The following is a 21,159-nucleotide window of genomic DNA, read 5'->3' as shown; positions in this document are numbered from 1 at the left end:
AATGCAGTTATTATATATCCTCATTGGCTTGACTGTCGGAGCCCTATTTGCCTGGCTGATTTTACGCAGTGCTCACCTCATCGACAAACGTAATCTTGAAAAGCACATCGCCGGACTGGATAAAGAAAAAGGTATACTTCAGAATTCTCTGGAAACAACCCGGAACGAAAACAGTACACTCGATGGCCGGATCACGGAAGCTCGTTCACAATCACAGGATCTGGCAACCCGCCTTGCTCGCCAGGAAGTTGAGTATAAGAACCTGCAGGAAAAATTGGCGGAACAAAAAACCGAAATAGAAAATATTCAGAAAAAATTTAAGGATGAATTTGAGAACCTGGCTACCAGGATTTTTGAAGAAAAATCCAAGACTTTCACGGAGCAAAACCGTAACAACCTTGAACTGATCCTTAATCCCTTAAAGGAAAATATCCGGTTGTTCGAGAAAAAGGTCGAGGATACCTATCAGAAAGGTCTTAAGGATCAAACTGACCTGAAGGCTGAATTGAAAAACCTTCATGATCTGAATATCCGGATCAGCGATGATGCTACAAACCTGACCAAAGCCCTGAAGGGTGATGTGAAAAAGATGGGTAACTGGGGAGAAATGGTACTTGAACATGTGCTTGAACGGTCAGGACTGCGGAAGGGGGAAGAGTATGAAGTGCAGGTGTCGGCCAGAACACAGGAAGGTGAACTGATCCGGCCTGATGTGATCATTCACCTGCCAGAGAAAAAACACCTGATTATTGATTCTAAGGTATCCCTTCTCGCTTATGAAGCCTCTGTCAATTCCGAAATCCCGGAGGAAAAAGAAAAATTCATCCGGCAGCATGTCGATTCCATCAGAAATCATGTTAAATTGTTGAGTGATAAGAATTACCAAAGTACCGATTTCTTTATTACACCCGATTTCATTCTGCTGTTTCTGCCGATGGAATCGGCATTCAGTGCTGCCATTGAGGCCGATAATGGATTGTTTAACTTCGCATGGGAGAAAAAAATTGTCATTGTCAGTCCTACCACCCTTCTTGCCACTCTTAAAACCGTGGAATCCATCTGGCGGCAGGAAAAACAAACCCAGAATGCCCTCGAAATAGCTCAACAGGGCGGAGCCCTGTATGATAAATTCGTTTCATTTATTGAGGATATGAAACGGCTCGGTAACCAGATTAATACAGTATCAGGTACATTTGAGGAAGCAAAGAAAAAATTGTTCTCGGGAAAAGGCAACATCGTTAACCGGGCTCAGAAACTGAAAGAACTCGGTGCGAAAACTACTAAACATCTGTCCGGCAACCTGCCGGCAGAGGAGGACAGTATCCTCAGTGAAATTGAAGAATGAAAAAAAAGATCCCGTTTTTTTGCCTTGTCGCCCTGACTCTTGCAGGTTGTCTCACCATCAACAAGTTAGGTATCACAAACCTGGCTTCTCTGTATAAAAGTGAAAATAATTTCGCACAAATTGAATATATACCTTTTCATCTCTCTGATTTCAAAAGCAGGTTATATTACAGATTAAATTTGTCGGGACTGACCTATAGGAAAATGAACGTTGGCAGTGTCCCAAAAATAGAATTCAAAATCAGTTATGAATTGTTCAACTCATTCAAAAATAATATGTTGATAGATAGCGGTTCCTTCTGTCATACCGATTCCCTTGGTTTTGGAACAGAAACGATCTTCTGTTCGGATTTTGAAGTGAAAACCGTTTATCCCGATGACTTTATCTTACATATCACATTAACAGATGTGAATTCCAAACTGGCTTTCGGCTCGCTGATCGAACTGCATAAAATGTCAAGTAATTCACAACAGAACTATCTTGTACTGGATGAGGAAGGTAAAGTGATTTTTGAGAATTATTTAAGTGAAAATCAGTATTTCACAATAAAATGTAACACTTCTGATGCCACTCGACTTCATGTAAGGTGCTATTTCAGGGAATTTCCGGTTTCTTTACCGCCATTCCTGACAGATGATGTGACCAATTTTTCCTATGGCTGCGACAGTGCCTTCAGCATACCATTAGTGAATGGTGAAACCCCAATCATTAATCTCACAAAAGAGGCATTTTACCATTTTCAACTCGATACTCTGAGCCGTGAAGGCTTGACTCTCTTTCGTTTTTATGATGGATTCCCTGATGTCATTGACCCGGTGCAAATGATGGAACCCCTGCGTTACATTACGACAAAAAAAGAATATGATATCCTCCGGAAAAATCCAAACACTAAAGTAGCTGTTGATAGCTTCTGGATCAGCATGTATTCCGATACTGACCGGGCCAGGATCATGATACAAAGATATTATTCCCGTGTGGAAGAAGCTAACCATTTCTTTTCTTCCTATCAGGAAGGGTGGAGAACCGACAGAGGTATAATTTATATCATCTTTGGGTCACCCAATATCGTCTATCGTTATACTGACATTGAGAAATGGATCTATGGCGAGGAGGGTAATTTTATGTCAATTACTTTTATCTTTGTCAAAGTCGATAACCCCTTTACCGGAAATGACTATATGATTGAAAAATCCGAAAACTATAAGGAAGCCTGGTATATGGCGGTAAATAACTGGCGACGCTAAAGAAATTAAATGAACAAGGAAAACATAATTTACGGTCTCAGGCCTGTCATTGAGGCAATAAATTCCGGTCAGGAAATTGAGAAACTCTTTATCCAGTCCGGACTCAGGGGGGAACTCTATTTTAAGCTCATTTCATTGGCGAGAAAAATGGCCATACCATTCCAACCTGTGCCGATTTCAAAATTGAACCGGCTCACATCAAAAAATCATCAGGGTGTTGTCGCTTATATTTCTCCCATCATTTATCAATCTGTCGAAAACCTTATACCCTTAATTTATGAACAGGGTCAGACACCTTTGTTGCTGATCCTTGACAGGATTACCGATGTGAGAAACTTCGGCGCCATCGTCCGGACAGCTGAATGTGCTGGCGTACATGCCATTGTCATCCCATCTAAGGGTTCTGCTCTTATACATGCCGATGCTATTAAAACCTCTGCTGGCGCTCTATATAAAATTCCTGTATGCCGGAGCAGGGATTTGTATAAGACCATTCTGTTTCTTAGAAACAGCGGAGTTCAGATCATCGCTGGCACCGAAAAATCAGACCTCTTTTATCATGAACCGGATTATTCCAATCCTACAGCCATTATTCTGGGTTCTGAAAGTGATGGTATTTCAGAAGATTTTCTCCGGCTTGCTGATAAGAAAGTTAAAATACCGCTGTTCGGTGAAATAGAATCTCTCAATGTATCTGTTGCTGCCGGGATTATCATGTATGAAGCTGTAAAACAACGTACCCTTCATGCTTAGACCGGCGCTGAAAAATACGGATAACCTTATTCTGGTCATCATTCTGATCATCGCCTCCTCACTCCGCTTCTGGAATTTTGATAGTTTTTCATTCTCCAATGATGAATTGAGCGCCCTCTTCCGTACACGTTTTGATACTTTTAGTGAACTTGTCAGGGATGGATTTTATGTGGACGGACATCCTGGAGGCATTCAGGTTTTCCTTTATTATTGGGTCAGGCTTGCAGGTAATTCTGAAACCATAGTCCGGTTGCCATTTGTTATCGCTGGCGTACTTGCTGTATTCTTCACATGGCTCGTGGCATCGCGGTGGTTCAACAAGGTGACAGGATTCTTCTCTGCCACAACTATTGCCGTGCTTCAGTTTCCTCTGCTTTATAGCCAGATCGCCCGTCCTTATGTCACAGGCCTGCTCTTCGTACTTATTATGGTCTATTTCTGGACACGTTTGCTTTTTGACAGTCCAGGGCAATCTGCCCGCTGGAAGATATGGAATGCTGCAGCCTTGGCACTTTCAATGTCCCTTTGCCTGTATGATCATTATTTCAGTTTTCTGTTTGTTGTAATTGCAGGTATAACTGGTCTGTCCTTTCTCTCAAAAGACAATTATAAGTTCTATATCTCAGGAACTGCCATAAGCCTGTTGCTTTTCATTCCACATATCCCCATCACTCTCAACCACCTGAGTATCGGAGGTGTAGGATTATGGCTGGGCAAACCTGGTTTGGGCTGGTTGGCTGAACACCTCTGCTTCACTTTTAACGGATCTTTCATTCTCATCGGACTCTTATTGATTCTTATTATCCTTAGCATCGTCAGAGATGCAAAACGGATCACCCTGAATAGATTCCAAACCATCTGCCTGATCTGGTTTTTTCTGCCCTTTCTTGTTGGTTTTACTTACTCACATCTTGTCAATCCGGTACTGCAGGACTCTGTCCTCCTCTTTTCTTTTCCTTTTCTGGTCATGTTTCTCTTTTCTTTTTTCAGAGAGCCTTTCGATAGATTAAAAGGATCCCTGTTACTGCTATGGGCAGTGGCTGGAATTTTTAGTACTGTCATTGAAAAGGATTATTATCATAAGCAGCATTTTGGAGAATTCCGGGGTATTGCTGAAAAAATTGCCCTTTGGGATAAACAGTATGGAGGTGATAGTATCACAAAGGCTATAAGCGTCAATAATCCATGGTACATCGAATATTATCTCAAACAGTATAATTCTTCGGCAAAGTTTGTTCAGTATGATAATCGCGGAGGAAAAGATTTATTAGAGTTAAAGCATATTGTCGCGAAATCGTCTATGCCCTATTTTCTCTATGCATGGACAAAACCTGCTCCATTGGAAATCGGTGATATTATCCTGCTGAAATATCCTTACCTTATCAAAGAAATCGATTACGGTGGACTTTCCGCTATTTCACTCTACGGCAGGCATCCTTCACCCGACACAATGGCCCGGGTTAAACCGGCTTTCAGGGTGACATATGGTTTTGAACATCCGGGTGACTGGGGTGAAGATACAGCGAGAATTGTGACAAGCCCCGTCCATGATGGAAAATTCAGCTTTGCTTTTGATTCGGCAGTACTTTATGGTCCGACATTTTCTTCTTCGTGTGCAGATATCCTGTCAGGTGATGTGAAATTAATAAAAGTCAGCGTATGGGTATACAATACTGTTGAAGTAAAAAACGTCCATCTTGTAGTTTCTGTTGATGATCAGGGTGGTAAGAATTATATCTGGGCAGCAGGTAACTTTAATGATTTCCTCGACACCGGAGAATGGGGGAAGGTAATTTTTAATTATAGACCATCTGAAATTAAATCCCTGTATGATCGTTTGAAAATTTATATCTGGAATAACCAGCAGATGGAATTCTTTATTGATGATATCACGATTGAACTTTATGAATAAGCTAGTTCTGACAGTAATTGGACTGATTCTGTTGATCAGCTTATTAATCTCTGGATGTAAAAATAAAGAGATCAGTTATTGGGAAAATGGTGTCAGGAAATATGAAATTCCTTACAGAAATGGAAAAATCAACGGTAATGCAAAATGGTGGTATCAGAATGGAAATAAACAAATAGAGTCTTTATACAGGAATGGTATACTTGAAGGTGTGACTACCCGCTGGTACTTCAATGGAATAAAACAATCGACTGATACTTATCATGACAATCTCCGGAATGGCATTTCTTTAAAATGGGATGAACAGGGAAATAAGATCTCTGAGGAGTATTACCTAAATGATATTTTGAACGGCCCTTATAAGGTATTTCATGATAACGGACAGATAAAAGTTGCTGGCTATTTTAAAAACGGAAACTTTGATAGTACGTGGACATTTACTGACAATCGGGGATTGAAAACCGGAGAAGGCTCTTTTGTCAATGGTTCTGGAAAACAGTTAGGTTATTTCCCAAATGGAAAGATTAATCGCATGATCAATTATGAAAATAACCTTAAGCATGGTGAAGAAATCTGGTATGACGAAAATGGCAGAATTCAGAAAATAATCGTTTATGATCGTGGCAATGTCATATCTGAAAAGTATAAGCCATAGATATCAGATAAGAATGGGAAAAACCTCTAAATAAATTTGGAAATGAAGACGTAAAGAATTTACTTTGCGCTGTGAAAAAAATAACACTGTTAGTTTTGTAACAACTAAAATACTGCATTAACTGTAAATTATTAATTCTTAATTTAATATTGTTATGGATATCGAAAGAATAATGAACGATCTGGAAAAAAAACATCCGGGTGAAGTTGAGTATCATCAAGCCGTTCGTGAAGTTTTAGAATCAATTGAAGAAGTATATGATGAAAATCCTCAGTTTGAATCAGCAAACATTCTTCAAAGGATAATTGAACCCGACAGAATTGTCATGTTCAAAGTGCCTTGGATGGATGATAATGGCAAGGTGCAGGTTAACATCGGTTACCGTATTCAGTTCAACAACGCCATTGGTCCCTATAAGGGTGGTCTTCGCTTTCACCCGAGTGTCAACCTCAGTATATTAAAATTTTTAGGCTTTGAGCAGATCTTTAAAAATAGTCTCACTACATTGCCTATGGGTGGTGCAAAGGGAGGTTCCGATTTTAATCCTAAAGGCAAATCCAATCATGAGATTATGAGGTTCTGCCAGTCTTTTATGCTTGAATTATGGAAAGTCATTGGCCCCGAAACTGACGTTCCGGCGGGTGATATTGGTGTCGGTACACGTGAGATTGGATTCCTGTATGGAATGTATAAGAAGCTCACCAGGGAACATACCGGTGTTTTGACTGGGAAAGGTCTTAACTGGGGTGGTAGTCTGGTAAGACCTGAAGCTACCGGATTCGGAGCGGTATATTTTGCAGAAGAAATGCTTAAAACAAAAGGACAGGATTTGAATGGTAAAATTGTCGCTTTATCCGGTTTTGGCAACGTGGCATGGGGCGCGGCCCTTAAAGTCACCCACCTGGGCGGTAAGGTCGTCACCATCTCCGGCCCCGATGGATATATTTATGATCCTGATGGTATCTCAGGTCATAAGATTGAGTATATGCTCGAACTGAGAGCTTCAAACGAGGATATCGTCAAACCATATTCTTATGAGTTCACGGGAGCTCAATTCCATCAGGGTAAACGGCCATGGGAGGTGAAATGTGACATAGCTTTGCCCTGTGCTACTCAGAATGAACTGGAAAAGGAAGATGCCGAAAAACTCATTGTAAACGGTGTTATGTGTGTAGCAGAAGGTGCAAATATGCCCTGTACTCCCGAAGCCATTGAGGCATTCCAGGAATCTAAAGTGCTTTATGCTCCCGGTAAAGCTGTTAATGCTGGCGGAGTGGCTACATCAGGCCTCGAAATGGCTCAGAACTCCATGAAACTCAATTGGCCTTCCACCGAAGTGGATACCCGCTTACATCATATTATGCAAAGCATACATAATACCTGCGTCACTTACGGCAGACAAGCTGATGGTTACGTCAATTATGTCAAGGGCGCTAATGTGGCTGGCTTCATGAAAGTGGCCAATGCCATGCTCGATCAGGGCGTAATTTGATTGAAGATTTAAAGATTATAGATATTGGATTGGTGTGAGGATGCTATCCGGGAAATTTATTCGGATAGCATCCTTTTTTTTCTATAGGAATAATTAATAAATTTGCACGAAAGGTTTAAATAAACATCTGGTACTATGAAAGAATTCACCACCGTTAACGACATTTTTGATTTCGCCATAAATGCTGAACAAGAGGCTGTTAATTTTTATTCGCAGCTGGCCAACACCTCCAAGAATGAAGAAATGCGGAGTGTTTTTACCCAGTTTGCACGCGAAGAAATGGGCCATAAAGCAAAGTTGACGACTATCAGAACCACAGGCCAGTATGCGATCAGACATGAAGCCATTTCTGACCTGAAGATCGCTGACTACCTGACCGATGTTGAACCTTCACCAGATATGACTTACCAGGATGCATTGATTTTGGCAATGAAAAAGGAAAAGAATGCCTTTAGGCTTTACTTGAACCTCTCAGAAAAAGCTCCTTCCGACTATCTCAGAAATCTGTTCATGTCCCTGGCTCAGGAGGAAGCTAAACATAAGCTCCGCTTTGAACTGGAATATGATGAATATGTGCTGAGGGAAAATTGATACAATCAACACAATTCATTATCAGAGTGAAGGTCTGAAATTTAGTCTGTTTAATCTCCGGAAAACGACTTAAGGTGCTTTTATTTTTCAGCAAGTACCAGCATTTCATAATTCTCAGTGGTCAAAGCATCATTCCGGCTGAAAGCCCCAAGTTTACAGCCATATATGCCGATCTTTGAAAATGCAAGAGATTTTAAAAGCCAGGTAATCTCTGAAGGGACATAATATCTTTCGCAACAGACCAATATTTTTTTATTTCCTTTATCATCAGTTATTTCATATGTAGAGTGGTCCCTGAAGGTCATTAAATCAAACGTGTTTCCATTGGTTTTACCATCATGGGAATTCTGGGTGATGAAATCCTTTACGGAATGAAATAAAGGAAATAAACCACTGATAGTCGTAAAAATTAATTTACCTTTTTCTGTCAATGCATTATAGGCGTTTTTTAGAATGGTGAAATTCATCTCATCGGTTTCCATCAATGGGAATGCTCCTTCACAGATCATTATTGCCAAGTCAAACGGATTGGTAAATGAGAAATCCCTGGCATCTTTCAGAAGAAAATCGATTTTAAGTCCAAGTGATTCAGCCTTTCTTTTTGCTTTTGAGAGTTGTGATCCTGAAAGATCTATTCCTGTCACATTATATCCGCGTCTGGCCAGCTCAATAGAGTGTCTTCCTGTACCACATCCGATATCCAGTATCCTGGTAGTCTTATTAAAGTTGATCTCCTGCTCAATAAAATCTACTTCCCCGATTGTCCCTTTTGTAAAAGATTCCTTGTCATATTGATCAGCATAGTCTTCAAAGAGTTCTTCGTACCATTGCTTCATAACATATTTATTTTGGTTTTTCAGCAGACAGGATTTCAAGGTACTGTTAGTAAAAGTTAATGTATATGCGTGATAACTTAAAGGCCTATCTTAACTCCTTTAATGTAAGTTCAGCATCAACTTTAGTACCTTTAAGAATATTGACAGCCTCAGTTATTTGATTATGTTGATGCGTACTCATCAACTGGAAACGGAAGATCGCTTTACCTTTGGGTACTGCAGGAAACTCAGCCAGGTTGGCCAGCAAACCCTTTTTGGTGATTTCTTTGGATATCTGCCTGGCCAGATCTTCTTCTCCTATCAATACTGGTACAATTGGACTTGGGATACCTAAAGTTGTAAAATGGTTTTCCTTAAATGCCCTAATGCTGAAATCTATATTTTCCTTAAGCCTTTTTCTTAATATATCGCCTTCTGCTGAAAACATGATTTCAGCACATTTCAGTGCAACAGAACATTGCATGGGTGATATGCCATTTGAAAAGGTATATGAGGGCGCAAATACAATGAGCTGAGGCCTGATTATCTGGGGTCCCGCGACAAATCCTCCATTGGAGGCAAATGATTTGCTGAATGCACCGCAAATGACAACATTTTCCAGATTATCCTCAGCAACGGTCTCTAACAATCCAAGACCTTTTTCTCCCATGGCACCAAAGTCATGAGCTATATCCAAAATCAAAATGGCTTCATATTTTCTGATCAGATACAGCACAGTCTTCAAATCTGGCATATCGGAGTTCATCGAGTACAGACTCTCAATTACAATAAAAATACCGCTTTCAGGATGTTTTTCGCGACTTTTTTTCAGAAGATTTTCAAGATGTTCCGTATCATTATGTCTGAATTTTTGTATCGACTGTGTGCTGTATTTGGCTGCAACCTGAAGACTGTTATGTGACAATGAATCAATGATCAGATGATCGTTTGATGTCACCAATGCCCCGATAACGCCAAAACAGGCACCCCAGCCGGTTGGAAATAATAAACATTGCTCCGCTCCCAGAATTCCTGCCAGTTTACTCTCTAAGACTTCCGTCAGTTTATTCCTCCCCGTCAGTATCGGTGACGAAGCTGTGTGTATCCCATATTCATCAATAGCTGTCTTGGCAGCTTTTTTTACTTCATCGTTTTGAGCCAATCCCATATAATCCTGGGAACTGAAATTTAAAAACCTTTTACTTTGCTGCTTGGCAATCTCTGCATTTACATAAGGAGATACGACAGACGTCAGTACCCTGTTTGCTGAGAATAATACACCGTATTTGTCTCTTAAGGATGCATGTTCAAACAAGGGCTTGTATCGGTCGTAAAGATTCTTGCCGTTTATCTTTAAATAATCAAGGGCGCTGCCTCCCAAAGCTTTCAAAAGGTCTGAATTCATAGTTTTTGTTTTTGCTCTTTCTATTGATTTTAGTTTCATCCGTTCAGTTAGTTTATGCAGGTTGTCAGGAATTTTGATGGTATTGTACCATCACTCTTTTTTAACCGGACGAGGAAACATGCTATCAATCATTCTGTCTCTCCATTTCCTGGGCAGTAGTTTTGAAACGACTATCAATAATCTGACATCTGGACTGGGGATGATGAGGAATTTTGTATGTCCCCGGCATTGCCTGAGAATGCGTTTTGCGGAAATTTCTGCTGGCATCATTTTCCGTGGAGAACTCTTCTCTTTCATCCAGCCAGGCTGACCTTCAATCTCCGCATGGAATTGAGGTGTATCCATATCGCCAGGACAGGTGACATATACAGAAATATTTTTATGTAGTAACTCCCGACGTAAGGATTCCCCAAAATTGATTATACCCGCTTTTGCTGCACAGTATATGGAATACCCGGCAGCTCCCATCAGGCCGAATCCCGAGGAGGTCATCAGCACTTTCGACCCGGAAGGAAGTAAGGGTACAAAGAAATAAGCAGACTGAATCGTACCCCACAGATCAATTTCAAGGTCCTTTTTTAATTCTGTTGCCGATGAATAATCTTTAAGCAGTTTTGTCGTGACCTCCCCGGCATTGAGAACCAGAAAATCTATTTGCCCGAATTCACTCCTGACTATGGCAGCGGCTTCACGCAGTTGGCCTTCCTGTGTCACATCACAAGCGATACCTCTAGCCGAAATATTTTTTTCTGCTAAAGCTTCAGCTGCCTTTTTTATTCGTTGTTCGTTTCGTGCTAATATGATAATGTGATAACCTTCTTTTCCAAGTAAAGTGGCAAATGAAAATCCTAAACCCGATGATCCTCCTGTGATTAATGCTGTTTTCGCCATTATTTCCCGGTTCGTTTTTTTGTGAAACGGATTTACAAAATAAACGATTTATTTTGAAGGATGAGTGTCAATTTAAAGTTAAACCCGTTAATTCCTCCGCTTTATCCTTCTAATGTATTGTAAATCAAGTGAAGCACTATTTTTCAGGACGGTAACCGATTGTCTGCCCCAAAATTACAACCTGTCCGGGTTTTAACTGAAGTGTCTTAGAAAGTCCCTCTTTGTCGACAGAACCACGCGCAACCGTTGCCAGATCAGCGGAAGCACAATAAAGATAGACATTCTGTGAAATAAAGCCGACATTCACCCCTGAATACGTGTCCTCAACTTTTTTATCTTTGCCCAGTTTATTTAAATCTGCAACGAAAACCAGATTCACCGGAGCAGTAGCAACAAAATCCTGTTTACCCGCTTCCTTTCTGAAATCTCCTTCTGCAACGGGTAATAATGCTTTTTCTTTTGCGTCATACAGGTAAATGCCATTTTTCAGAATGACATATATATCTATTTCCTGCTTGTTCATTGCACTGGGAGCTGTTCGTTTTCCCTCTTCAGGACGATTAAAACCATCTGCTGCCCAAAGTAAGTTTGAAAGTTCCTGCAACGACAGCTCTTTGTCAGAAAATACCCTGTCGCTTTTACGGTCTTTCAGGGCTTGCATTAATAATTTACCTGTATTCAGTTCAGGTTCATTAAGGTTGATCTTTTCAAACTTTTGTGCATAAGTACCTGATGACATGAATAAAACTGATAGAAAAACTGAAATAAATGCTTTCATAATCTTTTCGTATTTAAAATTATTAATCAATAATATTGAGAAATTCGTGATTTAATTTCAATGTCACCCTTGACTCTCTTTCTTTCTTACCATTGTATTACAAATTCCATACTCTATATTCAACTATCATGGTAGCCAGTATGATCACATTGGCTATTGTGCCGAATTTGGCGTCCTTCCAATATAGTATGATGAGAATTTGTGACAGCACCATAGCTGGAACAGCTATCATCCACCACCATTCTTTTTTCAAAAGGAAAGTTATTATGGCCATGAGGAATAGGTAAATTCTGTCGAGCCCTAAAATAAGAAATTAATTAAAACAAAAATAAATACCGAAAGGATAAAAGCAACAACAGGAATCACTTCTTAAATAATCTAAACCATCTTTATAGGGCGGTTTTTGGATGTCAGGCAATTTTTTTTCAGGTGATTGATCAAATGAATTAAATATGTAAATTTGTAACTTTAAATTATCGATTATTAACTAGAAGAAAGGGAAATGCCTATGTTTAGTAAAAAAGTATTTTGGTTTGGCTTTGTGTTTTTGCTGATGGCAAATGTACTTATAGCTCAGGATTATACGTATGTTGGTGCACTGAAATGTAAAATGTGTCATAACTCTGAAAAAAGCGGATTCCAGTACAAGATCTGGTCTGAATCACTGCATGCCAAAGCATTAAGTTCATTAAGCAGTCCTAAATCACTGGAATATGCCAAGGCGAATAATATTGCCGATCCGTCAAAAGATGCCAAGTGCCTGAAATGCCATTCAACAGCTGGCTCGGTTAGTGCTGACAAGATTGAGACACTGACAGTTGCTGAAGGGGTTTCCTGTGAATCCTGTCATGGCCCCGGCAGCGCATATAAGAGTATGAATATCATGAAAAATCATGATATAGCATTAAAAAACGGTTTAATTGTCCCTACCAAGTCAGTATGTGAAAAATGCCATAATAAGGAAAATCCTTTTTATATACCATTTGATTTTGAGGCAAGTAAAGCTAAAATTACCCATCCCAGACCGAAAGCTGAATAATGTAGTTCAGTATAGCGAGAGTGTTTATTGTGGTTTGTAAAGAACCCTGAAAGCTTTCATTAAAGCTACAGGTGATTATTTTATTTTAAATCTAATTCAAAAAAGATAACATCAGTTCTTGGATTATATCTGTATGATCCAATTTCTTTGAATCCTTTAGCTCGATATAATTTAATAGCAGGTTTCATTTCAAGAAATTAAACCTTTACGAATCAACATTTTATCAATCCGATGAATAACAAAACCAAGCAAACCCCCAAGAATTAAAGTCATAATGAAAATTGGGATTAAAGTGACCGGTTCTTTCCATCCAATAATGAAGGAACATGGTATGATGCAAAGAAATGAAATAATGATTCCTTTTATTATTGAATTCATTTGAAGTTTGGATGTCGCGATGAAGAAGCCAATAATAATCCACATAGACAGGGCCGAAAGATTGGCATCCCAGGTTAAATTCTGAATAAACATCGGAATCAGATCTATTATTCCGGCAATTAACCCACAAACTATTCCAGATAAAATTCTATACATCATTTTATATATTTTTGGCAAATAATGCTCTACCTGCAGACGCCTGGCGGGCTTTACTTGGGTTTCGTTAGTATTCGTTTTATTTTCATTAAGTCTCTATCCTGTTTGCTTTGAATATTACCCGCCTGGCTTGGCTGCAGGCTTGTTAGGCTAAGTCCGGATTTTTTGTCATCGTATATATTCCATATCCAAAAATGTCTTCATGTTTCTTGAAAAACTTATTCATCATAACCATCCTTGATCGTACTTTTTCATTCGTTAAATATTTAGTAATGACTCGAATTGAATTCATTAAGCCCTCATCCTTAATCATCCCAGGGAATCCATTAAATTTCATTGGATAAATCAATGTTCGTAAATTCCTGGCTCCGGATTGAATAAAAAGGGAATTCCATTCATCTGAAATCCTGACATTAAGCATACAGTATGCACAGATGACATCTGATACTTGCTGAAGAAAACCTGGTGTAGGTGGCTTCTGCCACGTTAATTCAAGCCAGCTAGCTAATCCATTGGATTTTAAAACTCTAAGTGCTTCCTTTATAACCGAAGATTTTTCGTCAATCAGAACAAGCATGGCCTGGGCTATGGTCACATCAAATTCATTATCATTAAATGGTAATGATGTCGCATCAGCAACTTTAAATTCCAGTAAATGGCCCACTTTGCTTTTTCTTGCCAGAAATTTTGCTTCTTCAATTAACTCAGTACTGATATCAATACCAATCACTTTACACCCGAATTTTTTTGCAATTAGGATAGATGTTGTGCCTTTTCCACATGCAATATCTAAAACTCTTTTGTCTTTATCAATCCGGCATAATCCAAGCAGTTTCTCTGTAGCAGCAAAACCCCCCGGGTGTAAAACGGATAATCCGACAAACGTTGCCATAAAATCAAAAATGTCACATTTTTCTATTGAATTTTCCTGGCACTTGCATTCTGTTTGATTCATAAGAAGTATTGTTAAATGGTTAGTAATTGTGAAAATCAACTTTGGCTTAACGAGATCGGATTTGCACAGCCCCGAATTGTCGGGATGGTTAATACCCGATTGTCATAGCCTTGTGCTTTTCTTGTTTTGTCAGTTTTTCAGTTTGTTGATAATTTATTATTTACTTATGGTTTATTAAAAAATGTATTTGGTTTCAGGTACATCTTTTTATTTTCGTAATCAAATATTAAATTGAATCTTCTAAGAGATCCGCTGCCAAGAATTGCGTCCGCATTGTTCTGTTTTGAACGGACTTCCACAGGTGCAATAGCAGCGGTAACATTTTTCAATTCATACGAACCAATTATCAGTTTTGAGATTTTACCAGTTTTTCCATTCAAAATTTCACCTTCTTGTAGAAAACTTTCTTCACCATTTCTGCTGTGATAATATAAAACAAAATAATTAATCCGATAAGAAGAAGGAACGGAATTGGCAACGGAGTGAATCCAAAAATTCCAGCAAGCGGGGTGAAAGGTAGAATCAATGTTATAGCAACAATTGACAAAGTTGCAATTAACAGATATTTTCCCGGTCGACTCCTGAAGGAAGATTTCCGGCTTCGGATAACGAGTACGATCAATGATGCTGAAACAACGGATTCCAGAAACCAGCCGGTTCTGAATTGAACTTGGGTTGCATGAAGGACGAGCTGCAGTAAACCAAAAGTGAGATAATCAAACACCGAACTCACAATGCCAAATGTAATCATAAACTTTCGGATTGCCTTAATGTCCCATCGCCGTGGATAGTCAATCATTTCTTTATCCACACTGTCGGTCGCAATAGTCATCTCCGGGAAATCCGTCATGAGATTGGTGAGCAAAATCTGCTTGGGGAGTAACGGGAGAAACGGCAGAATGAGGGATACTCCCGCCATGCTGAACATGTTTCCGAAATTGGCGCTGGTCGCCATGAACACATATTTGAGCGTGTTGGCAAAAGTTGCCCTTCCTTCGCGCACACCCTGCACCAAAACACCCAGGTCCTTTTCGAGCAAGACAATATCCGCCGCATCCTTGGCAACATCCACGGCGCTGTCGACAGAAATGCCGACATCGGCAGCATGTATCGCCGAGGCATCATTAATGCCGTCGCCCATGTACCCTACTACATGTCCGGCTTTTTTGAGAGCAATGATGATTCGCTCTTTTTGATTGGGTTCGATTTCGGCGAAGACATCCACACCCCCCACCTTTTTAAGAAGTGCGGCATCGCTCAGATGACTAAGATCCGGTCCCGTAAGTATTTTATTATTCTTCAATCCTATCTGGTGACTGATGTTGGCAGCGACGAGGTGATTGTCGCCCGTTATTATCTTTAGCGCAACGCCGAGGTTCTTTAAGCTGGTGACCGTCTCGATGATATTGGGCTTGGGCGGATCAAAAAGAACGAGGAATCCTGAAAACGTCATGTACGCTTCATGGTCTTTGGCGATGCGTGACTCCGTACCCATATTCCTGTAAGCAACGCCCAGCGTGCGAAGGCCCTTGCTACTGAATTCCTCAAAGTGCTGCTGGATTCGGTCCCGCACCGTGGCGATGTCGGCGATGGTTCCATCTCCGGTTTCCACCGTTGAACAGACAGCAAGTACATTCAGCAACGCGCCTTTGGTCACCATCAGATGCGTGTTATCATGTGAAACCAGTATACTCAATCGCTTGCGAAGAAAATCATATGGAATTTCGTCCTGTTTTTGGTAGCCTGACAGATCAATTTTGCGGTAGTTACGGATAGCTTCATCTATAGGGTTTGTAAAGCCTGTTTCGTAAAAAGCATTAATATAAGCTTGAAGAAGGACTTTATCGCTTGGAGCGCTATCCACATCAAGGGCGGATTGGAGCTGTACGGTCCCTTCAGTCAATGTACCGGTTTTATCGGAGCAGATCACGTTCATACTGCCGAAGTTTTCAATTGAAGATAGGCGCTTGACGATAACCTGTTTTTGAGCCATACGTTTGGCGCCATGGGAAAGGTTAATACTGATAATTGCCGGCAGTAATTGCGGGGTCAGTCCAACAGCAAGTGCTAAAGAGAATAAAAATGAGTCCAGGACCGGACGCGCCAGATAGACGTTGATGGCAAAAATGGTGACCACAAGCACCAGCGTGACTTCCATAAGAAAGTAGCCGAATTTACGGATGCCACGCTCAAATTCCGTTTCCTGAGGCCTGAGTTTTAGCCGCTCGGATACTTTTCCGAACTCGGTATCCCTGCCGGTGCGCACGATCAGTGCTGTTGCGCTGCCACTCACCACATGAGTCCCCATCCAAAGTGCATTTGTCCGCTGGCCCAGCATTGTCTCTGCCGGCAACACTGCCGCTACTTTTTCCACAGGGAAAGTTTCACCCGTTAGCATGGCTTCATCTACGAAAAGATCTTTAGATTCCTGAACCAACCCGTCACCTGGAACAATATCGCCGGCATTCAGGATGACGATATCGCCCGGCACAATCTCTTCGACAGGAATTTCAATCGAGTTTCCATCACGCAGCACCTCCGCTTTAATCTGTACAATTGAAAGTAGTTTCTCCACAGCGTTCGAAGCGCCGCGCTCCTGCCAAAATCCGAGCAAGCCGCTTATAATGACGATTGAAAGAATGATAATTGCATCAGCCGGATCGTGTAGAAAAAATGATAACCCTGTTGCGAAGAAAAGAATTAGGATAATAGGACTTTTGAATTGGGATACCAGAAGAGTTAACACATTCGAGCGCTTTTGGGGTTTAAGTCGATTAGCGCCATAGAGTGCGAGCCGCTTTTTGGCTTCATTGCCAGTCAATCCTTGTTTTGCCGATTCAAGTATCTTGAGCATATCAGTCACCGAGATGCTCCAAAATGCAGGAGGGAGTTGGTTCATCCTGATCTTCCTTTTTTAGAAATGTCGCTTAACGTTTTGTGGCTAAAAGGCGGCTAGGAGTGAAGCGCCTGCTATACCATCCGCTAAGACAACACGAAATTATGAAATCCTTTTATATCCGTAATGGAATCCAGCTGACTTTTATGTGCTGTAAGGCACTGACGATTAATCGGTCATTATTTGCAAACTTCATTTCCCCTGTTTATTTCAAAGGTTTGGCTATCTTCATTATTGATTCTCAGTATTTTTCTTTTTCAAAATAGGTCCACTATATTTTTCTACTCCGTCTAACCAATGAATAAGATTGAGTGTAAATTGTGCATTTTGTGGAGCATATTCTGAATTGAAACCTACTTTCACATTACTATTGCAATTTGAGCAGTAAACATAGCTGCTTCGCCAAATACGGCTACTTTTCCATTGCCAAATTTTAGTAATGCACCTTGTTGAAAACCATCAAGATTTTGCGTTGGAGTATTATTATTGAAACGCCAGGCGGTGTCAAGTTGCAGTGAATGGTGTTCATCGGAGAAACTTAGAACAATGATTGAACCTTCAGGTGCTATATACGCTGAACCTGTAAAAGTAGCTACTGTATCAATTTTCTCATAGTCTTTTACTCCTCTTGTAACAGGGGAATTTTGCAATGTTCCATTTTCAAAAGAAAAGAGGGAGGGTGACCAGGTGAGATGGAGGATACATTTCGTAAAGAGTCAGTTCATGCTTTTTTTTCAGATTCATTCTTAAATATATTTGATAATGATGTCCACCGTAGAGTAGTGTCTGTATTATTTTTTCTTTATCTCTTCTACCATCCCTGTCGAAATGGTCGCAAATTTTTTCCATTTATCTTTATGTGCAAACGGAATTTGCACCCACTCTTTCATTGTTTTGCCTTCTATAGGTTCAAAAAGCTGAGAACCATCTAAACTCATTGCTTCCGTCAATGATTGTCCATTGAGTTTTACAACGATATGATCTTTCCAGAACATTGCGGCTGATTTTTCGTTCGGTGTTTTCATACACAATGCACCAAACATCTTTCCTGCTTTTACTTCAGGAATTTCTTTGGTAAGCTGGTTGAAATATGCTTCTGCCTCTGTCATAATTTTTTTATCTTCATGTGCGATTGAGCTAAACCCAGTGCCGGGATTTTAGGGATCGCGCCGGTGATCAAGGGGCTGCGAATCATTAGGTTAAGGTAGTTCTGTTCCCGTTGAAGCATTATAGATTTTATACCATTGCTCCAAACTCATGTCAATATTTAGTGCTTCTACAGCATGTTTTATACGTTCAATTTTGCTGGTTCCAACAATTGGGATAATTGATGCAGGGTGATTTAATAACCAACTATAAATAATTTCATCTATCGTATTGACATTTAACTCTTCAGCAACTTCTAATAGTATACGATGTATTCTTTGTCCTTTTTCTTCTTGCGGATTAATGAGTTTACCATCAGCCAAAGGAGACCATGCCATAGGTTTTATTTTTTCTTTTAGAAAATATGCGATGTTTCCATTTTCAAAATGTTCTAAACAGTAAGGAGATATTTCAACCTGATTGGTTACGAGGTTTTCATCAGTATAAGAATCCAGCATTTCAAACTGCAGTGAGTTGAAATTAGAAACGCCAAAATGTAATACTTTTCCATTTTTTTTCAAATAAGAGAAAGCCTTGGCAACTTCTTCAGGATTAAAAAATGGAGCAGGACGATGAAGTAAGAGTAAATCTATATAATCAGTTCTGAAATTTTTTAAAGAATTGTCAACGGAAGAAACAATATGATCAAAACTATAATCGTAATACTTTACTTTTCGGGCAGGAAACTTTTCTGATATCAATTTAATACCACACTTGGTAATTATTTTGATGTCTTTACGAAGGCCTTTTTTCAGTTGTATAGCATTTCCAAATATTTTTTCACAACTGTAATCTCCATAGATATCTGCATGATCAAATGTAGTTACACCTAATTCAATTGTTTGCTCGGTTAATTTTAATAATTCCTGATTTGACATTTTCCAATCAGCTAATCTCCAATGTCCATGAACTATTCGTGAAAATTCCAAATCTTTCGTAAGTTTTATTTTATTCATTCTCATAGTTTATTTTGATTAAATAGTGGTAACGGTACACCGTTATTTTCCGGTACCGGTTTCGAGGCGTTCCCGTATACCGAGAGCTAAAGTATGAAAAAGTAGCGAACTGCGCTCTAATGCTGTACCGTAATCTGAATTGAAATCCATCGTTTCTATAATTTTTCATCAAAATTACTTTCAAGGAAAAAGGAATTTCATATCTTCATGCCGCTTTAAATCACCAATTTTGCCTGATGTTTCATCTTTATATCACCCTGGCCTATATCATCCCTAATATTTATGTCTTTTTCCGCATAAAGGATCTCTTCATCAGCAAGGGTTACAGACTCTGGTATATTCTTGTTTACCTGCTGATAGCCGCCATTTATCCCCTTATCGAAAGATACTCTGACCGGGATATGAATTTACTTATACAGGTACTGTCCACTGTCTCAGGCTACATCCTGCCATTCTATCTATATCTCTTCCTGTCTGTTCTCCTGTTCGACCTGTTTCTTTTGCTTAATCTCCTGGTCAGGATCATCCCTTCCGATACAAGGAAAAGTCTTTCATTCAGGTTATATACGCTTTCCGCAATGATCATTTTATCGGTTGCCGTGGTGGTTGCCGGTGCCATCAACCTGAATACCATCCGCGTATCAAAATACCGGGTGGAGGTTCCATGGAGGCATGCCAGTATTGATCACCTTCGGATTGCATTCGTGGCCGACTTCCATATACAGCAAAATACCCGCCTGCGTTTTATTGAACAGTTCGTGAGGAAGGTCAATGCCCTGCAGCCCGATCTCATATTGTATGGTGGCGACATGGTGGAAGGTGACAGGGAAAATGAGACCACCGAAACTATTGAATCATCCATGAGGAACATTCATGCAAAATATGGGGCATTTGGCGTTCCGGGGAATCATGAGTTCTATGGAGGGCAGGAACAAGGAAGCTTTTTCCGAAAGGCAGGAATAACCCCTCTTTGCGATACGATAGTAAGGATTGGCAATTCTTTTTATTTAGCAGGAAGATATGATCAGCACTTCGGGCAACGTAAAACCGTAAACGAAATTTTGGGAAGTGACTCCTCTGATCTGCCGATAATCCTCATGGATCATCGTCCCACCGAACTGCAGGAAGTAAGCCGCACAGCGGTGGATGTGCAGTTTTCAGGACACACCCATAACGGACAGATGTTTCCCATCAACCTGATTACACGCAGTGTTTACGAACTGAGTTGGGGATATAAGAAAATAAGAAATACTCATTTCTTTGTGACCAGTGGCCTGCGCTTATGGGGACCCCCAGTTAAAACAGTCGGAAAATCAGAGATCATGCTGGTCGATATTCATTTCGAATAACTTCATAACTTAATAAATTCCCCATAACTACAGAAGCCCCCTGCTTGCCGGGTAGATTCTGTTACCACCCGTTTTTATACAAGCTTAGTCATAATGAAATCTACATTTAGCTATATGTATTTCATCGTCTTTAACCTGGTAAATCAATCGGTGTTCGCCAGCAATTCTGCGAGACCAGAATCCTTTATTCTTATATTTCAATGGTTCAGGTTTTCCAATTCCTGAAAATGGGGTACGTGAGATGTCTTTTAACAAATCATTTATTTTAGACTCATCTTTAACAGTTGAATTTTGTATATCATTCATTAGTAACAAAATAAGAGCTTCAAAATTTCTTTTGGCACCACAAATATAGCTTATGTATATATAATTTCATTCTATTCTTATTGTTGGAGGCATTGCTACG

The 21,159-nt window shown here is 40.0% G+C and carries 21 protein-coding genes; 9 read left to right on the top strand and 12 right to left on the bottom strand.

The annotated features are described in order from the left end of the window. Window position 1 precedes the first annotated feature (1 nt). The 7 genes from rmuC (at window position 2) to NT175_04485 (ending at window position 7,989) form a co-directional block, all read left to right on the top strand. On the top strand, window positions 2-1,345 hold the full coding sequence (rmuC, locus tag NT175_04515) for a DNA recombination protein RmuC (GenBank protein ID MCX6233976.1): 1,344 nt from the start codon (window positions 2-4) through the stop codon (window positions 1,343-1,345). After that, window positions 1,342-2,589 (top strand): GWxTD domain-containing protein, encoded by a 1,248-nt coding sequence (locus tag NT175_04510; GenBank protein MCX6233975.1) that lies wholly within the window; start codon window positions 1,342-1,344, stop codon window positions 2,587-2,589. Before rmuC ends, NT175_04510 begins: the two co-directional genes overlap by 4 nt. A gap of 9 nt (window positions 2,590-2,598) precedes the next feature. Continuing rightward, window positions 2,599-3,342, top strand: a complete 744-nt coding sequence (rlmB, locus tag NT175_04505; GenBank protein MCX6233974.1) for a 23S rRNA (guanosine(2251)-2'-O)-methyltransferase RlmB — start codon at window positions 2,599-2,601, stop codon at window positions 3,340-3,342. Further along, on the top strand, window positions 3,335-5,254 hold the full coding sequence (locus tag NT175_04500) for a glycosyltransferase family 39 protein (GenBank protein ID MCX6233973.1): 1,920 nt from the start codon (window positions 3,335-3,337) through the stop codon (window positions 5,252-5,254). The genes rlmB and NT175_04500 overlap by 8 nt, the downstream gene beginning before the upstream one ends. Next, on the top strand, window positions 5,247-5,906 hold the full coding sequence (locus NT175_04495) for a hypothetical protein (protein MCX6233972.1): 660 nt from the start codon (window positions 5,247-5,249) through the stop codon (window positions 5,904-5,906). Before NT175_04500 ends, NT175_04495 begins: the two co-directional genes overlap by 8 nt. A 154-nt stretch (window positions 5,907-6,060) precedes the next feature. After that, complete coding sequence (gdhA, locus tag NT175_04490) at window positions 6,061-7,398, top strand: NADP-specific glutamate dehydrogenase (GenBank protein MCX6233971.1); 1,338 nt, start codon at window positions 6,061-6,063, stop codon at window positions 7,396-7,398. A 135-nt stretch (window positions 7,399-7,533) separates the two neighbouring features. Then, complete coding sequence (locus NT175_04485; GenBank protein ID MCX6233970.1) at window positions 7,534-7,989, top strand: ferritin family protein; 456 nt, start codon at window positions 7,534-7,536, stop codon at window positions 7,987-7,989. An 80-nt stretch (window positions 7,990-8,069) separates the two neighbouring features. Here the strand turns inward: NT175_04485 and NT175_04480 are convergent, their stop codons facing one another. The 5 genes from NT175_04480 to NT175_04460 form a co-directional block, all read right to left on the bottom strand. Next, entirely contained in the window at window positions 8,070-8,849 is a 780-nt protein-coding gene (locus NT175_04480; protein MCX6233969.1) for a class I SAM-dependent methyltransferase, read from the bottom strand. Window positions 8,850-8,910: 61 nt separating this feature from the next. Then, window positions 8,911-10,209, bottom strand: coding sequence for a pyridoxal phosphate-dependent aminotransferase family protein (locus tag NT175_04475; GenBank protein ID MCX6233968.1), 1,299 nt, complete (start codon window positions 10,207-10,209; stop codon window positions 8,911-8,913). 90 nt (window positions 10,210-10,299) lie between these two features. Continuing rightward, window positions 10,300-11,100 carry an SDR family NAD(P)-dependent oxidoreductase gene (locus NT175_04470; protein ID MCX6233967.1) on the bottom strand — a complete coding sequence of 267 codons (801 nt, stop codon included), beginning with the start codon at window positions 11,098-11,100 and terminating at the stop codon, window positions 10,300-10,302. Window positions 11,101-11,236: 136 nt separating this feature from the next. Next, a complete protein-coding gene (locus NT175_04465) occupies window positions 11,237-11,878 on the bottom strand; it encodes a SagB/ThcOx family dehydrogenase (protein ID MCX6233966.1) in 642 nt (213 codons plus the stop codon). 97 nt (window positions 11,879-11,975) lie between these two features. Continuing rightward, complete coding sequence (locus NT175_04460) at window positions 11,976-12,152, bottom strand: hypothetical protein (protein MCX6233965.1); 177 nt, start codon at window positions 12,150-12,152, stop codon at window positions 11,976-11,978. A 234-nt stretch (window positions 12,153-12,386) separates the two neighbouring features. On the opposite strand from NT175_04460, the gene NT175_04455 reads away from it, so the two are divergent. Then, on the top strand, window positions 12,387-12,917 hold the full coding sequence (locus NT175_04455; GenBank protein ID MCX6233964.1) for a cytochrome c family protein: 531 nt from the start codon (window positions 12,387-12,389) through the stop codon (window positions 12,915-12,917). Between the two features lie 189 nt (window positions 12,918-13,106). Here NT175_04455 and NT175_04450 read toward each other — a convergent pair whose 3' ends face one another. The 6 genes from NT175_04450 to NT175_04425 form a co-directional block, all read right to left on the bottom strand. Next, a complete protein-coding gene (locus NT175_04450; GenBank protein MCX6233963.1) occupies window positions 13,107-13,454 on the bottom strand; it encodes a hypothetical protein in 348 nt (115 codons plus the stop codon). A gap of 142 nt (window positions 13,455-13,596) precedes the next feature. Continuing rightward, window positions 13,597-14,406: a methyltransferase domain-containing protein gene (locus tag NT175_04445; GenBank protein ID MCX6233962.1), complete on the bottom strand. Its 810-nt coding sequence runs from the start codon at window positions 14,404-14,406 to the stop codon at window positions 13,597-13,599. A 376-nt stretch (window positions 14,407-14,782) separates the two neighbouring features. Continuing rightward, on the bottom strand, window positions 14,783-17,305 hold the full coding sequence (mgtA, locus tag NT175_04440; protein ID MCX6233961.1) for a magnesium-translocating P-type ATPase: 2,523 nt from the start codon (window positions 17,303-17,305) through the stop codon (window positions 14,783-14,785). A 356-nt stretch (window positions 17,306-17,661) separates the two neighbouring features. Further along, window positions 17,662-17,952 (bottom strand): hypothetical protein, encoded by a 291-nt coding sequence (locus tag NT175_04435; GenBank protein MCX6233960.1) that lies wholly within the window; start codon window positions 17,950-17,952, stop codon window positions 17,662-17,664. Window positions 17,953-18,093: 141 nt separating this feature from the next. After that, window positions 18,094-18,411 carry a hypothetical protein gene (locus NT175_04430; GenBank protein MCX6233959.1) on the bottom strand — a complete coding sequence of 106 codons (318 nt, stop codon included), beginning with the start codon at window positions 18,409-18,411 and terminating at the stop codon, window positions 18,094-18,096. A 90-nt stretch (window positions 18,412-18,501) separates the two neighbouring features. After that, the gene (locus tag NT175_04425; protein ID MCX6233958.1) at window positions 18,502-19,404 is read right to left on the bottom strand and encodes an aldo/keto reductase; all 903 of its coding nucleotides are present in this window, start codon (window positions 19,402-19,404) and stop codon (window positions 18,502-18,504) included. A 236-nt stretch (window positions 19,405-19,640) separates the two neighbouring features. Here NT175_04425 and NT175_04420 point away from each other — a divergent pair, with 236 nt between their 5' ends. Continuing rightward, window positions 19,641-20,753, top strand: coding sequence for a metallophosphoesterase (locus NT175_04420; protein MCX6233957.1), 1,113 nt, complete (start codon window positions 19,641-19,643; stop codon window positions 20,751-20,753). An 84-nt stretch (window positions 20,754-20,837) separates the two neighbouring features. Here the strand turns inward: NT175_04420 and NT175_04415 are convergent, their stop codons facing one another. Further along, complete coding sequence (locus NT175_04415; protein MCX6233956.1) at window positions 20,838-21,059, bottom strand: Txe/YoeB family addiction module toxin; 222 nt, start codon at window positions 21,057-21,059, stop codon at window positions 20,838-20,840. Window positions 21,060-21,159 lie beyond the last annotated feature (100 nt).

The sequence above is a fragment of the Bacteroidota bacterium genome (assembly GCA_026391695.1).
In the GTDB taxonomy this organism is placed as follows: domain Bacteria; phylum Bacteroidota; class Bacteroidia; order Bacteroidales; family JAGONC01; genus JAPLDP01.
This window is presented reverse-complemented; position numbering and strand designations above follow the sequence as displayed.